This window comes from Achromobacter ruhlandii (assembly GCF_902859695.1).
In the GTDB taxonomy this organism is placed as follows: domain Bacteria; phylum Pseudomonadota; class Gammaproteobacteria; order Burkholderiales; family Burkholderiaceae_B; genus Achromobacter; species Achromobacter ruhlandii.
On sequence record NZ_CADIJL010000012.1, the window covers coordinates 89,892 to 104,745 of the forward strand.

Sequence of the window (14,854 nt, forward strand, 5' to 3'; positions counted from 1 at the left end):
CAGCAGCAATGAGCACTCCCGATCGCATGTTGTCCATCCTCGACCTCTTCCGCGACGACACCACCGCCGCGTTCCAGGAGGACGTCATGGCGCATCTGGAGTGTTCGCGCGCCACCGCCTACCGCTATCTCAAGTCACTCACCGAAAGCGGCCTGCTGGCGCCGACCGCCGGCGGCGCCTACGTGCTCGGCTCGCGCATCATCGAGCTGGACCGGCACCTGCGCCAGCACGACCCGCTGATGCGCGCGGCCCGTGAGGTCATGCGCGCCACGGGCGACGAACTCAACGCCAACCTGATGCTGTGCAGCTACTACGGCGACAAGGTCATGTGCGTGGACCGCTACTGGACCGACCATTCCATCGAATCCAGCTACGCGCGCGGCCGCCCCTTCCCCATGTTCCGCGGCGCCACCGCCAAGCCCATCCTGGCCAATCTGCCGCCTTACCAGTTGCGCAACCTGATGCTGTGGCACGCCGCCGAGATCCGCGAGGCCGGCCTGGGCGAGGACTGGGATGCGTTCCGCGCCAACCTCAAGCAATTGCGGGCGGCCGGCGTCTGCGTCTCGCACGGCGAGGTCGATCCGGGATTGATGGGGATCGGCTCGGCGATCTTCACGCCGGACCAGAAGGTGGTGGGCAGCCTGGTGTTCATCGCCGCCGAGGCGCGCACGCCCGCCAAGCGGCTGGCGCTGCTGCAGGAACGCATTCAGGAGGCGGCGGCGCAGGTGACGCAGAATCTGCAGGGCCTGCAAGACAACGGCGCGGCGGCGATCGGCATCATGCCGTCGCGGCCGCGCCGCTTGAAGGCGCCCGCCGGTGCGACACCGGCGCGGCGCAAGGCCTGATCAGCCCTTGTTGTAGCGCTCGGCGCTCTTGAGGATTTCCTCGTGGGCGGCATCAACGCCCTTCCAGCCCTTGACCTTGACCCACTTGCCCTTTTCCAGGTCCTTGTAGTGCTCGAAGAAGTGCTGGATGCGGGCCGTGTCTTCGGCCGGCAGGTCTTCGTACGACTTGATGTTGCGGTACGGGGGGTAGAGCTTTTCGATCGGCACGGCCAGCAGCTTGGCGTCGCCACCCGACTCGTCGTCCATTTCCAGCACGCCGATGGCGCGGCAGCGCACTACGGCGCCGATCTGGATGGGGAACGGGGTCAGCACCAGCACGTCGGCGGGGTCGCCGTCTTCCGACAGCGTTTGCGGGATATAGCCGTAGTTGCACGGGTAGTGCATGGCCGTCAGCATGAAGCGGTCGACGAAGATCGCGCCCGATTCCTTGTCGACCTCGTACTTCACCGGGTCGGCGTTCATGGGGATCTCGATGATCACATTGAAGTCTTCCGGCAGCTTCTTGCCGGGGGACACGCGGTCATAACTCATGATTGAACCTTGTCAGTCTGAAAGAGGATCAAAGCGAGCCGTCGTCCTTGAACGGCGGCTTGGTGGTCGGGACCGGCACGGCGGCCGGCTTGGGCGTGGCCGGCGCAGGCGGCACGGCCGGGGCGGCGGGAGTGTAGGTCGGCACGGGGTTGTCGAACGCCGCCGCCGGAATCGGCGCGCTGTCGAAATACTCGTCGATGTCGGACGTGCCGCCCACCACCGGCGCGTCCTCGGGCGCCAGCGCGCGGGCCTGCTGCTCCTTGCTGGCCCGGGCATCCGGATCCAGCACGTAGTCCGAGGCCGACGCGGCCACCGCCGGAGGCAGCGCGGGATAGTCGCCGCCGATCTCGGCGTCGCCATCCGACAGGCCCACCGCGTAGCCACCCTCCGCGTCCAGATGGTAGGGATCCGAACCGGTATCCGCGGCCGGCAATGCCGCGTCGGCGGCCAGCACCGGCAGCGCCATGCTGGCGGCGGTTGCCAGGCGCCAGTGGCGCACCGCATCGGCCGGACGGTCGAGGCGGTCGTACAGGCTGCCCAGCAGCGCGTGGGTCTGGGCATCGCCACGGCGCGACAGGCTGCGCAGCAGATAGCGTTCGGCCTGCCCCCACAGCTGGCCATTCAGGCACAGCATGCCCAGCGCGGTCAGCAGGTCGGGATCGGTCGGGCGCTGCTGCAGCCAGGTCTCGGCCTTGGCCAGGCGGCGCGACACTTGCGCGGCATCACAACGGGCGTAGGCCGCCACCAGGGCGGGATTGAACTTCACGGCAATGGCGGCCTCGAGCACCTTGGCGGCCTCGTTGGCCTCGCCCGCCGCCTCGAAGGCGGAAGCGCCGGCCAGCGCGATTTCCGGCAACAGCCGTTCCTCGGCCTTGAGATCCTTCCAGATGGCGCGCCAGGCGTCGTTGGCGGCGCCCGCCCGCAGGCGCGCGGCGCCGGCCACGTCGATCAGGTGGTCGCCTTCGCTGCGCGCCAGCGCGTTACGGCGCAACAAACCGCGGGCCAGCGTGAAGACCTGCTCGTCGTGGCGCAGGGCCGTGTGCGCGCGCAGCAGCAGGCGCATGGTGTGCAAGTGGCGCGCGCCGCCGTCGGCAAGCGGCGCCAGCACGGCCAGGGCGCGTTCGGCGCGGCCCTGGTCGAGCAGCATGTCGGCCGAAACGGTCGCGGTGGCTTCGACCAGGCCGGGATCGGTGCCAGCCTGTTCCTGCGCGGTCGCCAGCAGGCGGTCGCGGCGGTCGAATTCACCCAGGCCATGCGCCGCCCGCGCGGCCGACAAGGCGGCCAGCACGCGGCGGGTCTGCACCTTGGTCTGCTCGAGCAGACGGGTCAGGTCCTTCTCGGCGTGCGAGTAGCGCCCTTCCAGCAGGCCGATCCAGCCGCGCTCGAGCAATTCGTGATCGCGCGCCTGGGCGCGCTTGCCGCGCCAGGCGCGGACACGGTCGGGAATGGCCAGCAGCCAGGCCAGCAGGCGCAGGCCCACATACAACACCACGAAGGCGGCCACGATCAGCAGCACGGCCAGCGTCAGCGACATCGAGATGCGCCACGGCCACACCAGCAGCAGCACGTTGCCGGAATGGGAACGCAGCACCACCGCCAGGGCGACGGCGATGACGGCGAGCAGCAGAGTCCAGAACCAGGTACGCATAGGCCTCAATCCTGGTCGCTGGTCTTGAAGCCGGCGGCGCGCAACGCGGCCACGGCGTTCAGGCTGTCGGACACATCGGGCATGCGCACGGCGATGTCGGTCTGCGCCAGTTCACGGGCCAGGTTCTGGGCCGCGACGGTGTCGGGGGACCGGTTGTCGAAATACTTGGCCAGCGTGGCGCCGATATTGTCGAGTTCGCTCTTCCAGACCGTCGGCTGGCGCATCAGCATGGCCAGTTGCACGGTCAGCAGGCGCTGGCGCAGCGTGCCACGCACCTGGTCAGCCTGTTCCGGCGACAGCAGCAGCGCGGCGGGCTCGTCGACGCGCTGGATGGTGATCAGCCCGCCCAGCTCATGGGCCAGGGCCGAACCGGCGCGGCCTGGCCAGGAGGCCACTTCGGCGCGCCAGCGTTGCCACCAGGGCGCGTCGGCGGGCAGCGCCGCCTGCGGATCGACCGCGACCGGCGCGGGCGTGGCGGGACGGGTCTCGCCGGCGGGCGCGATGCCGGGCGCGGCGGCGTCCGGCACCAGCAGCGGCGCCTTGCCAACCAGCGCGGTCAGGCGCTCGATGCGGGCCGACTGGGCGGGAATATCCACGGTGGACACGGCGCGCAGGCGGTCCAGGTCGCCATTGATGGCTTGTTGCAGGCTGGAGAAGCGTGGACGGTCGGCGCGGGCCAGGCGCGCTTGCGCCGTTTCCAGCGCGACGATGGCATTGGAGACGTTGCCGGCCAGGCGCAGTTGCTGGCTGCCGATGGTGAGCAGGCGCTCGACGTCGTTGGCCAGCAGCTCGTCGCTGGCGCTGTCGTTGAAGTTCTGCCAGGCCTGTTGCAAGGCGTTGTACTGGCTCTGGGTCTCGCGCACGCTTTCCTCGAGGTCGCCCAGGCGGCCAGCCTGGGCTTGCGCCAGGGCCAGGGCCTCACGGGTGTCCTTGCGAGCCTGCGCCACGTCGGCCGTCAGCGTGTCGAGGCGCGAAGCGACCTCGCGGCCCGCCGCGACGAACTGGGTGCGTTGCTGCCAGAGGGCGTAGCCCAGGCCGACAGCCAGCAGGATGACGATGATGAGCGCGGTGACCAGAGGGCCACTGCCGCGCTTGGCCGGACGGGCCTTGACGGAATCGGCCGGGGCCGATGCGGGCGCGCTGGCGCCCGGGGCAGCCGCATGAACGGCCGGATCGGTAGCGGGAGTCTTGTCTGTCATGACGCGATTGTATTCGGTGTCCGTCCGAAGCAACGAATCAAGCAGCAACAAAAGCCTGGAAAATCGACTCGTCGTTGGGCAAGCAGATTTTTACCATTGCTTGCGGGCCCATGTCAGGCGCATGCCGCGGCAGGCGCCGGGCCAGTGAAGGATGGGTCACCACGAAGCCGCAGCGGCCCCACCAGTCGGCCAGTCCGGCCCCTCGCAGTTGCTCTTCCACCGCATCGGCGCCCTCGCCGCTCGTGATCAGCCAGGTGGCGGCCACGCCCTGCGTGGCCCAGCGCCGCAGGGGGGCGAAGGCGGATTCGTTCCATTGCGCGGGGCGGCGCACATAGGCCGCATGACGTGTCACGGCAACGCCATGTGCCTGCAGCCGGTCACCCAGCCAATCGCGCCCCTGCGTGCCGCGCACCAGCAAGACCCGTGCCGGCAGCCGTGGCAGGCCGCAAAGCACCTCCCAGAGCGCCTCCGAATCATGGCTGGCGGCCTGGTCGCCGGGATGCAGGACTGTTGTATTCGCGCCAAAAGCCGGCAGCTCGCGCAGGCCCGCGGCACTGGCCGGGCCGACCGTGGCGGCCATCACGCCCGCCGGCCAGGGCGCCTGGCCGTCCGCCCGCGCCAGTTGATCGAGATAGAAGCGGGCGGCATTGCCGCTGACGAACACCACCAGATCGTAGTCCGCCGGCCGCGGCAAGTCGGCCGCGGCGACGGCCAGAGGCTGGATATCGAGCGCGGGCAGGATGCAGGGCATCCAGCCGGCCCCGCGCAGGCGGTCCGCCAGCCCCTCATTGCGACCGGCGGGCCGTGTCAGCACGGCCACGCGCGGCGCTTGGGCGGTGGCCCCGTCCATCACTCGGGCGCGGAGTCTTGCAGCAGTTCGTCGAGAATGGCCTGGGCGCCGGCGTCGAACAGCTCGGCGGCGACCGCCTCGCCGATCGCCTGCGCCTGGGCCACCGGGCCACTGCCTTCGGCGCGCAGCATGCGCGTGCCGTCGGGCGAGGCCACCAGCGCGCGCAGGTGCAGGCCATCGCCCTCGATTTCGGCGTAGGCCGCCAGCGGCACCTGACAGGAACCGCCCAGCCGGCGCGACACCGCGCGCTCCGCCAACGCGATCGAGGTGGCGCCCGCATCGTTCAGCGGGGCCAGCCAGGCGCGCAGATCGTCGCGGTCGTCGCGGATCTCGATGGTCAGCGCGCCCTGCCCGGCCGCAGGCAGGCAATCCGCCGGATCGAGCAGGCAACGGATGCGGTCGGCCAGGCCCAACCGGTTCAAGCCCGCGGCGGCCAGCACGATCGCATCGTATTCATCGCGATCGAGCTTGGCCAGGCGGGTGTCGAGGTTGCCGCGCAGGGGCTTGACCACCAGTTGCGGAAAGCGCGCGCGGATCTGCGACTCGCGCCGCAGGCTGGAGGTGCCCACGACGGCCCCGGCCGGCAGGTCGGCCAGCGTGGCATGGCGATTGGAGACGAAGGCATCGCGCGGATCGGCGCGATCGAGGACGGCGCACAGCTCGAACGGCGCCTGCAGATCGACCGGCATGTCCTTCAGACAATGCACGGCCAGATCGGCGCGGCCGTCGAGCAAGGCGTTTTCGAGTTCCTTGACGAAGAGCCCCTTGCCGCCCACCTTGGAGAGGGTGCGGTCGAGGATCTGGTCGCCTCGGGTCGTCAGGGTGAGGAGTTCAACCGCGCACGCCGGATACAGCGTGCGCAGCCGATCGCGCACATGCTCGGCTTGCCACAGGGCAAGCCGGCTGGCGCGGGTCGCGATGACCAAGCGTTGCGGTAGCGACACGTCGCGCCATCAAACGAAGTTTGAGACGATGACCGTCGCCACGACCCCGAGGATGGCCAGCACGAACAGGCCCTGCAGGAGGCTCAGGCCTGATTCGGTTTGCTGGGGATCGGCGGATCTACGCAGACTCATGTACGGATTCCTTGGAGGCGGTTTTGCGGCTTGCCAGCCACCGTCCAAGGACAACAACGAGCAAGGCGCCGAAGATTTCTACGCCGATTTTAACCGCAGTGGGCTGGACGCCGAATTGACCTTCGACAAACACGTCCGTGACCAGCATGCCGCCCGCGATCCAGCCCAGCAGCGCCGCGCCGAAGGTCACCACCAGCGGATAGCGGTCGATCAGCTTCAGCACCAGCGTGCTGCCCCAGATGATGATGGGCACGCTCACGACCAGGCCGAAGATAACCAGACCGATCTGATGATCAGCGTGAGCGTTCTGGGCCGCGCCGGCGATGGCGATGACGTTGTCCAGGCTCATCACGAAGTCGGCGATGATGATGGTCTTGATGGCGGCGATGATGGATGTGCCGCCCTTCACATTGCCATGGGCGTCATCCTCGGGCACCAGCAGCTTGACGCCGATCCAGACCAGCAGCAGGCCGCCCACTACCTTCAGGAACGGGATCGACAGCAGGGTCAGCGCGAAGGCGATCAGGACCACGCGCAGCAGGATGGCGCCGGCGGTGCCCCACAGAATGCCCTGCATGCGCTGCTTGGGCTCCAGGTTGCGGCAGGCCAACGCGATCACCACCGCATTGTCGCCGCCGAGCAGGATGTCGATGAGGATGATCTGGAATACCGCTGCCCAACTCAGCGTCTGGAAAAACTCAAGCAATTTGAACCCCCGAAGGCATTTATCAAAATAAAGGCCGGCCCCGTGCCGGCCAGCCCGCCGCCGTGGCGGCGGGCTTGGAACAACTTATTATTGTAGTTCAGCTTTCAGTCAGCTTTCTGGCGCAGAAGCAAAACTTTGCCGATCGCCAGGACCAGCACCGCGCCCAACGCGCCGCACATGAGCGCGAAGCTGTGCTGGGTCACGCCCAATGCCGCATCGATGCGCGCCACCGGCTCCTGCAGGGCGGGATCACCCACCAGCAATTCGCCGGCAATGAAGCCCAACAGCGCCGCGCCCACCCAGACGATGAGCGGGAAGCGTTCGATGACCTTGAGCAGCAGCGTGCTGCCGAAAATCACAAGCGGAATACTGATCGACAGGCCCAGTACCAGCAGCGTGGTGTCGCCCATCGCCGCGGCAGCCACGGCCACCACATTGTCCAGGCTCATGACCAGGTCGGCGATCATGATAGTGCGGATTGCGGTCAGCAGATTGCCATGGGTCTTGCCGTCCCCCTCTTCCTCGCCTTCCGGCAGCAACAGGGTCACGCCGATATACACCAGCAGCAGTGCGCCGATGAGCTTGAGCCACGGCAGCATCAGCAGCTTGGCGGCCACCAGCGTCAGCACGATACGCATGATGATCGCGGCGGCCGAGCCGATCACGATCGCTTTCTTTTGCTGCGCCGGCGGCAGCGAGCGCGCGGCCAGCGCAATCACCACGGCGTTATCGCCCGACAGCAGAATGTTGACCCAAATGATCTGGAGCAACGCTAACCAGAATGCCGCTGAACTGAGTTCCATACCTCTCTTTCCTAGGACGTGATCCCCCTAGGACAAACCAAATGAATGGGTGGAAAAGACAAAAAGACGTACTGACCGTCTTGGTGCGAGCCCGACGGCATTCTTGCTGGGTACGTGCAGAATTTCTTTCATTATAGTTTCGTTCAGCTTTCCGTATGTTTCGCCGGCCGCATCATGGACGCGGGATTTCCCTAGGCTGGAACGAAAAAAAGGCCCGCCAAGGCGGGCCTTCTTCATGCACACAACCTTACAGCACCGACTTGAGCAGCTTGCCCATTTCGGAGGGGTTGCGCGTGGTGCGGATGCCGCAGGCTTCCATGACTTCCAGCTTGGCGTCGGCCGTGTCGGCGCCGCCGGAGATCAGCGCGCCGGCGTGGCCCATGCGCTTTCCGGGAGGGGCGGTGACACCGGCGATGAAGCCGACGACCGGCTTCTTCATGTTGTCCTTGGCCCACTGGGCGGCGTTGACTTCGTCCGGACCGCCGATCTCGCCGATCATGATGACGGCGTCGGTGTCGGGATCGTCATTGAACATCTTCAGGACGTCGACGTGCTTGAGGCCGTTGATGGGGTCGCCACCGATGCCGACGGCGCTGGATTGACCCAGGCCCAGCTCGGTGACTTGCGCCACGGCTTCGTACGTCAGGGTGCCCGAGCGGCTGACGATGCCGATGCGGCCCTTGCGGTGGATGTGACCGGGCATGATGCCGATCTTGATTTCGTCCGGGGTGATCAGGCCGGGGCAGTTCGGGCCCAGCAGCAGCGTCTTGCTGCCCTTGGCCTTCATGCGGTTCTTGACTTCCAGCATGTCACGGACCGGGATGCCTTCGGTGATGCAGATCACCAGATCCAGCTCGGCCTCGACGGCTTCCCAGATGGCGGCGGCAGCGCCGGCGGGCGGCACGTAGATGACCGACACGGTGGCGCCGGTGTCGGCCTTGGCGTCCTTGACCGACGCGAAGATCGGCACGCCTTCGAAGTCCTCACCGGCCTTCTTGGGGTTCACGCCGGCCACGAAGGCGGCTTTGCCATTGGCGTACTCGCGGCACATGCGAGTGTGGAACTGACCGGTCTTGCCCGTGATGCCCTGGGTGATGACCTTGGTGTCCTTGTTGATCAGAATCGACATTTGTGAATCCTTGGATTTTTTCTCTTTACTTGACGGCGGCGACGACGCGGGTGGCGGCTTCGGCCATCGTGTCGGCGCTGATGATCGGCAGGCCCGACTCGGCCAGCATCTTCTTGCCGAGTTCTTCGTTGGTGCCCTTCATGCGCACGACCAGCGGCACGTTCAGGTTGACGGCCTTGCAAGCGGCGATCACGCCTTCGGCGATGACGTCGCAGCGCATGATGCCGCCGAAGATGTTGACCAGGATGGCCTTCACGCTCTTGTTCTTGAGCATGATCTTGAAGGCTTCCGTGACCTTCTCGGCCGTGGCGCCGCCGCCGACGTCCAGGAAGTTGGCCGGCTCGCCGCCGAACAGCTTGATGGTGTCCATGGTGGCCATGGCCAGGCCGGCGCCGTTCACCAGGCAGCCGATGTTGCCGTCGAGCTGGATGTAGGCCAGGTCGAACTTCGAGGCTTCGATTTCAGCCGGATCTTCTTCGTCCAGGTCGCGGTAGGCAACGATTTCCGGGTGACGGAACAGGGCGTTGGAGTCGAAGTTGAACTTGGCGTCCAGGGCGATGATGTTGCCCTTGCTGTCACGGTTCAGCGGGTTGATTTCGACCAGCGAGGCGTCGGTGTCCATGTAGCACTTGTAGAGCTTCTGGAACACGTCCACGGCCTGGGCGGTCGAGTCGGCGGGCAGGCCGATCGCGTTGGCGATCTTGGTGGCTTGCTCGGCCGACAGGCCGGTCAGCGGATCGATGTATTCGGTGACGATCTTCTCGGGAGTGGAGTGAGCCACTTCCTCGATGTCCATGCCGCCTTCGCTGGAGGCGATGAAGGCGACCTTCTGGGTGGCGCGGTCGGTGACCAGCGACACGTAGTATTCCTTCTGGATGTCGGCGCCGTCTTCGATGTACAGGCGGCGGACCTTCTGGCCTTCCGGGCCGGTCTGGTGCGTGACCAGCTGCATGCCCAGGATTTCGGAGGCGAGCTTGCGCACGTCGTCCAGCGAGCGCGCCAGCTTCACGCCGCCGCCCTTGCCGCGGCCGCCCGCGTGGATCTGTGCCTTGACGACCCAGACCGGTCCACCCAGCTTTTCAGCGGCAGCCACGGCCTCGTCGACGGAAAGAGCGGGAATCCCGCGCGGCACCGGGATGCCAAATTGCTTCAGCAGTTCCTTGCCTTGATACTCGTGGATTTTCATGTGTTACCTGTCAGGACGTATGAGAAAGAGAAGGTGAATCGGAGGTCGAATCGGCCGATGCCTCAGCGCTACCCCCGGTGTACCACTTGGGATAGTGCTCAGCCACCACCGGGCCGTCGGTGCTCAGGGCATGACAGCCGTCCAGTTGGAATGGACGCCGGTTCGGGTTGCTTTCCTGCCGTCGGCGGTTGGCCATGGTCTGCACCGCCGCGGTGGGAAGCACCTGCGACAGCTCGGTCATGTGCGTACAGCCCTCGACATGGCCGAAGCGCTCCTTGACCTGACGGCGGAACCCCTTGAGCAGGTTCATGCCGACCAGGTCAGCGTAGGCGGATTCGATGGCCATGCAGTGCTCGCCGTAGGGAGCGGCATCATAGACGGCCCGCGCGGCCACGATGGTGAAATCGCCATCGATGGTGATGCGCAGGTGCATATGGTGGATGGGTTGCCCCGCCTTGAACATCTCGCCGTCGCGCTTGGGAAAATCGTACGCCTTGACGTCGATGAGCTCGGCTTCCAGGTCCCAGTTGCCGTCATCGCGCGCATACGACTGCACGCGTATGGAACGCGTGTGCAGCGGCTGGCGAGGACAATCCGGCGGTGGCAAGGGCATGCTTGGGGCCTGCGGGGCAGAGACGGCCGGCGCATGGTGCGCGGCAACAAAACCTTCAAAGTATAGCGCAGCCCGCCCTGCCCCGACCGTCAAAATGCGCGCCGCGCCCGCCCCGGCGGCCGGCGGGCGGGCGTCCGCCGGCTCAGCGCCGCGTCCACGGCGTGGCCGGGCTGCCCATCCAGGCCTGCCCGGCCGGAATGCTCTCTCCCTTGAGCACCAGGGTCAGCGGCCCCAGGCGGGCGCCGTCCTCGACCCGGGTGTCGTACAGGATGGTGCTGCGCGGGCCGACGTTGACGCCATTGCCGATCCGCACCGGCCCGATTTTCATGACGCGGTCCTCGAACAGGTGCGTCTGAGGCCCCGACCAGGCGTGCATGACAGAATCGTCCCCAATTGATACGCAGTCGTACTCGGTGACGTCGGTGGTATCCATGAACACACGTTTGCCGATGCGCGCGCCCATGCAGCGCAGGGCCAACGGCAGCCAGGGCGTGGCGCGCAGGAAGTTGAAGAAGTTGGGCACCGCGATGGATTCGTACAGGCTGGTGACAGCCTCGCTCTTCCAGACGAACGGCGTCCACATGGGCTCGGCGCGCGGCCGGTAACGGCCGATCAGCAGCCACTTCAGCAGGATCAGGAACAGGAAGGTGCCCACCCCGTACAGCACGCCCGCCAGCATCAGCTCGTCGAACGCCGCCACGAAACCGTCGCGCACCGCGATCGGGATGACTTTCATGACCGTCAGGTAACCCACCGCGATCACCACCGCCAGCGGCAGGATCATGCGCATCAGCTCGACCGCGCCGCGCGCCACCTTGCGGCCCAGGCTCGGGCGGAAAGTCAGGTGCTCGGGAAAGCCGGCCGCCTGTTCGCGCGCCGGCAGCGCCAGCGGCGGATTGCCGAGCCAGGTCTGGCCGCTGGCCATGCGGGCGTTGGCCGGCGCCCGGCTCTGCACGCCGATCAGCACGTCGTCGGGCAGCACCGAGCCGTCCGGCACATAGGCGCCGTTGCCGACAAAGCTGCGGTTGCCGATGACGGTGGGCCGCATGGTCATCCAGCCGCGATCGACTTCCTCGTCGCCCAGCATCACGCCGTCGGCGATGAAACTGTCGCGGCCCAGCGTCAACATGTCCGGCACGATGCCCATCGCGGTCGATATCTCGGTGCCGCGCCCGACCTTGGCGCCCAGCAGGCGGTACCAGGTGCCGGCGTAGATCGATGCGTACAGCCCGTGCAGCACGCTCAGGCTGGACTCCTGGATCTGGTTGGTCAGCCAGCGCCGCAGGTAGATCTGGCCATACACCGGCCATCGGCCGCTGGCCAGACGCGGCAGCAAGGTCCAGCGCAACAGGGCGGACACCAGCACCGTCAGGAACAGCAGCAAGGCGCTGGCCGGCAGCGCCAGCAACAGGTAGACCAGGAACGCGTACGGCCAGGATACGCGCGACCCCATCAGGTCGAGCCAGCGAGCGTCGATCCAGTCGATCAGCACGAAGCTCGGGAACACCGGCATGAAGAACAGCGCCGCGATCAGCGTGCCGCCGGCCGCATAGGCCAGCATGTCGAGCCGCGCCCAGCGGCCTTCCCGCGCCGGGCGCTCGGGCAATTCTGGGGCCCGCGCCTGCGGGTCGTGGCGCGCCGGGGCGCCGGTCCAAATCTCGCCGGCGCCAATGCGGGCCCCCGCGGGCAGCGACGACAGCCCTTCCAGCCGGCCGTCGGCCTCGATCACGACATCGCCCTGCACCACCGCGTAGGAGCCGATGTAGGCATTCTCGCCCAGCGTGATGGGCGCGACTTCCCAATGCGCGCCGCGCACCTCGAAGTTCTCCAGGTTCACCGCGGCGCCGATGCTGGCGCCATCGCCCACCGTCAGCAGGTCGGGGGCGCGCACCGAAATGCGGCTGATGGCGGCATCGCGGCCGATGCGCGCGCCCAGCGCCCGCAGGTACCAGGCCTGCAGCGGCGAGCCCGCCAGCAGGTACGCGGGCGGGATATCGAGGATGCGGTCGACCAGCCACCAGCGGTAGAAGGTCCAGCCATAGAGCGGATAGCGGCCCGCCTTGAGCCGGCCCAGGATGCCCCACTTACAGACCACCGCGACGCCGAAGCTGAGCAGGTTGCAGGCCAGGTAGCTGGCGATTGACAGGGCCACCGCGCGCCACACCGAATCCCCCTCGTCGCCAGTAAAGTAGTGATAGGTGAAGAACGGCGTCAGCCAGATCAGCATGCGCACGCCGATCAACAGCGGCAGCACCGCCAGTTGCGCCAGGCCACAGGTCCAGCGGCGCCATTCGGGCGCGCGTTCGATCGGCGCCTGTTGCGCCGGCGCCGCCGCGGCCGCCGATTCGGCCGCCAGCGCGTCGAGCCGCGCCGCCAGCGCGCCCAGCACGGAATGCTGGTAGAGCTCGTGCATGGTCAGCGCGGAAAACTGTGGATGCTTGCGCAGCGAGGACACCAGCCGCGCCGCCAGCAGCGAATGGCCGCCCAGGTCGCGGAAGAAATCGCTCGCCAGCCGCAGCGGCTGCCCCGGGAACAGCGGCCGCAGCGCCTCGAACAAGGCGTGTTCGGCGGGCGAGACCGGGGTGTCGTCCTCGCCGCTGGGCTCGGACGCGGTGGCCAGTTCGCGCGCCTTCAGGGCCTTGCGGTCGATCTTGCCCGAGGTCAGGCGCGGCACTTCGGCCACCAGCTCGAATCGGGCCGGAATCATGTAGGCGGGCAGTTCGGCCGCCAATGCCGCGCGCAGCGTGTGCGGGTCGAGCCGGGCATCGCCTTCCGGCGTCAGGAACGCCACCAGTTGGTCGATGCCCGCCAGGTCGCGCAGCACCACGGCGGCCGCGCCGACGCCGGCCTGCCGGTACAGCGCGGCTTCGATCTCGCCCAGCTCGACGCGAAAGCCACGCACCTTGACCTGGTCATCGCTGCGGCCCAGGCACTGGATCTGGCCATTCTCGTCGATGCGCGCCAGATCGCCGCTGCGGTACATGCGGGTGTCATGTTCGCCGCTAGGGCGCGGATTGGTCAGGAACTTCTCGGCCGTCAGTTCGGGCCGCCCCAGATAGCCGCCGGCCACGCCGGGGCCGGTGATACAGAGCTCGCCGGTCTGGCCCTGCGGCAGCACGGCGCCGTCCTCGCCGCGGATCAGCATGCCGTAGTTGGGCAGCGGCGTGCCGATGGTCACGGGCTGGCCCGGCAGCAGCTCTGCCAGGCTGGCCGATACGGTGGTCTCGGTGGGACCATAGGTATTGAACAGGCGCCGTCCGGGCGTGGCCCAGCGCTGCACCAGGAACTCCGGGCACATCTCGCCGCCCAGGTTGACGATGCGCAGGCCAGGCACGTCGCGCGCGAACAGCGCCAGCAGTGTCGGCACCGCGTGCAGCACCGTCACGCCCTCGCGCACCAGCGCGTCGGGCAGCGCCTCGGGATCGGTGGTCAGCATCTTGGGCGCCACCCAGAGCGTGGCGCCGACCAGGTAGCTGATCCAGATTTCCTCGAACGACATGTCGAAGGCGACCGAGAAACCCTGGTAGACCTTGTCGCCATGGCGCACGCCCAGCACTTCGTTCTCGCTGCGCAGGAAATGGCAGATGCTGGCCTGGCTGATCGGCACGCCCTTGGGCTTGCCGGTGGATCCCGAGGTATAGATGACGTAGGCCGGATGTTCCGGCAGCAGGCCGTCGCGCCGGCGCAGCGCCCCCTCGACCGGCACCGACAACTGCCAGGTGGTCCAGGTGATCATGCCGTCCAGTTGCACCTCGCCGCCGGCCACCAGCCCGCGCGCGCCGGCGTCCTGCAGGCAAACCAGCATGCGGTCGGGCGGCGTGTCGGATTCGAACGGCAGCCAGGCCGCGCCCGCCTTGGCGATGGCGGCCTGCATCACCAGCAGATCGTCGCCGCGCGGCAGGCACAGGCCGACGATATCGCCGGGACGCACGCCAGCCTCGATCAGGTGGTGCGCCGCCAGGTCGGCACGGCGCCCGAGCGCCTCGTAAGTCAGGGATTGATCCAGCCAATGAATGGCGATGGCGGCGGGATACCGCAGGATCGTGGCTTCCAGAATATCGGGCAGCGTCTCCGCTCGGAGCAGATCCGGCCGATAGGGGCCTTGGAGAATCATAGGTACGGCGACAATCCGGCAGAAGGGATGTTTGCGTATTGACCCACAAGGCGCGAAATCGTTCAAGCCCGGACGCAAAAAACCCCTGTGGTGTGCATCCCGCACGCAACACAGGGGTTCCGGATTGCCGGCCCGGGCAAACGCCCGACCGGCC

General features: G+C 67.5%; 13 protein-coding genes. 1 reads left to right on the top strand and 12 read right to left on the bottom strand.

Annotated features, from left to right (window positions below; translation table 11 throughout):
* Window positions 1-8: 8 nt before the first annotated feature.
* Entirely contained in the window at window positions 9-845 is an 837-nt protein-coding gene (locus tag HV742_RS16545) for an IclR family transcriptional regulator (protein WP_059269646.1), read from the top strand.
* On the opposite strand, the gene ppa is transcribed toward HV742_RS16545, so the two are convergent.
* From ppa to HV742_RS16600, 12 genes are all read right to left on the bottom strand, one after another.
* The gene (ppa, locus tag HV742_RS16550) at window positions 846-1,376 is read right to left on the bottom strand and encodes an inorganic diphosphatase (RefSeq protein WP_049072482.1); all 531 of its coding nucleotides are present in this window, start codon (window positions 1,374-1,376) and stop codon (window positions 846-848) included.
* A gap of 28 nt (window positions 1,377-1,404) precedes the next feature.
* Complete coding sequence (locus HV742_RS16555; RefSeq protein ID WP_054417619.1) at window positions 1,405-3,024, bottom strand: heme biosynthesis HemY N-terminal domain-containing protein; 1,620 nt, start codon at window positions 3,022-3,024, stop codon at window positions 1,405-1,407.
* 5 nt (window positions 3,025-3,029) lie between these two features.
* Window positions 3,030-4,223 carry a uroporphyrinogen-III C-methyltransferase gene (locus HV742_RS16560; protein ID WP_049077585.1) on the bottom strand — a complete coding sequence of 398 codons (1,194 nt, stop codon included), beginning with the start codon at window positions 4,221-4,223 and terminating at the stop codon, window positions 3,030-3,032.
* A gap of 37 nt (window positions 4,224-4,260) precedes the next feature.
* The gene (locus HV742_RS16565; RefSeq protein WP_175145914.1) at window positions 4,261-5,073 is read right to left on the bottom strand and encodes a uroporphyrinogen-III synthase; all 813 of its coding nucleotides are present in this window, start codon (window positions 5,071-5,073) and stop codon (window positions 4,261-4,263) included.
* Window positions 5,073-6,017 carry a hydroxymethylbilane synthase gene (hemC, locus tag HV742_RS16570; RefSeq protein WP_049072477.1) on the bottom strand — a complete coding sequence of 315 codons (945 nt, stop codon included), beginning with the start codon at window positions 6,015-6,017 and terminating at the stop codon, window positions 5,073-5,075. Before hemC ends, HV742_RS16565 begins: the two co-directional genes overlap by 1 nt.
* A 9-nt stretch (window positions 6,018-6,026) precedes the next feature.
* Window positions 6,027-6,149: a hypothetical protein gene (locus HV742_RS32460; protein WP_049072475.1), complete on the bottom strand. Its 123-nt coding sequence runs from the start codon at window positions 6,147-6,149 to the stop codon at window positions 6,027-6,029.
* Window positions 6,136-6,855: a TerC family protein gene (locus HV742_RS16575; protein WP_049072474.1), complete on the bottom strand. Its 720-nt coding sequence runs from the start codon at window positions 6,853-6,855 to the stop codon at window positions 6,136-6,138. Before HV742_RS16575 ends, HV742_RS32460 begins: the two co-directional genes overlap by 14 nt.
* Window positions 6,856-6,959: 104 nt before the next feature.
* Window positions 6,960-7,658, bottom strand: a complete 699-nt coding sequence (locus HV742_RS16580; RefSeq protein WP_175145915.1) for a TerC family protein — start codon at window positions 7,656-7,658, stop codon at window positions 6,960-6,962.
* 247 nt (window positions 7,659-7,905) lie between these two features.
* Window positions 7,906-8,787 (bottom strand): succinate--CoA ligase subunit alpha, encoded by an 882-nt coding sequence (gene sucD / locus HV742_RS16585; RefSeq protein ID WP_006388410.1) that lies wholly within the window; start codon window positions 8,785-8,787, stop codon window positions 7,906-7,908.
* A gap of 25 nt (window positions 8,788-8,812) precedes the next feature.
* Window positions 8,813-9,973, bottom strand: coding sequence for an ADP-forming succinate--CoA ligase subunit beta (gene sucC / locus HV742_RS16590; RefSeq protein ID WP_006388409.1), 1,161 nt, complete (start codon window positions 9,971-9,973; stop codon window positions 8,813-8,815).
* Between the two features lie 10 nt (window positions 9,974-9,983).
* The gene (locus HV742_RS16595) at window positions 9,984-10,586 is read right to left on the bottom strand and encodes a DUF2889 domain-containing protein (protein WP_049072472.1); all 603 of its coding nucleotides are present in this window, start codon (window positions 10,584-10,586) and stop codon (window positions 9,984-9,986) included.
* A 142-nt stretch (window positions 10,587-10,728) separates the two neighbouring features.
* Complete coding sequence (locus HV742_RS16600; RefSeq protein WP_175145916.1) at window positions 10,729-14,700, bottom strand: Pls/PosA family non-ribosomal peptide synthetase; 3,972 nt, start codon at window positions 14,698-14,700, stop codon at window positions 10,729-10,731.
* Window positions 14,701-14,854 lie beyond the last annotated feature (154 nt).

Coding starts and splice junctions, on each gene's coding strand:
- HV742_RS16545 (WP_059269646.1), top strand. CDS start 9: ATGAGCACTCCCGATCGCATGTTGTCCATCCTCGACCTCTTCCGCGAC.
- ppa (WP_049072482.1), bottom strand. CDS start 1,376: ATGAGTTATGACCGCGTGTCCCCCGGCAAGAAGCTGCCGGAAGACTTC.
- HV742_RS16555 (WP_054417619.1), bottom strand. CDS start 3,024: ATGCGTACCTGGTTCTGGACTCTGCTGCTCGCCGTCATCGCCGTCGCC.
- HV742_RS16560 (WP_049077585.1), bottom strand. CDS start 4,223: ATGACAGACAAGACTCCCGCTACCGATCCGGCCGTTCATGCGGCTGCC.
- HV742_RS16565 (WP_175145914.1), bottom strand. CDS start 5,073: ATGGACGGGGCCACCGCCCAAGCGCCGCGCGTGGCCGTGCTGACACGG.
- HV742_RS32460 (WP_049072475.1), bottom strand. CDS start 6,149: ATGAGTCTGCGTAGATCCGCCGATCCCCAGCAAACCGAATCAGGCCTG.
- HV742_RS16580 (WP_175145915.1), bottom strand. CDS start 7,658: ATGGAACTCAGTTCAGCGGCATTCTGGTTAGCGTTGCTCCAGATCATT.
- sucD (WP_006388410.1), bottom strand. CDS start 8,787: ATGTCGATTCTGATCAACAAGGACACCAAGGTCATCACCCAGGGCATC.
- sucC (WP_006388409.1), bottom strand. CDS start 9,973: ATGAAAATCCACGAGTATCAAGGCAAGGAACTGCTGAAGCAATTTGGC.
- HV742_RS16595 (WP_049072472.1), bottom strand. CDS start 10,586: ATGCCCTTGCCACCGCCGGATTGTCCTCGCCAGCCGCTGCACACGCGT.
- HV742_RS16600 (WP_175145916.1), bottom strand. CDS start 14,700: ATGATTCTCCAAGGCCCCTATCGGCCGGATCTGCTCCGAGCGGAGACG.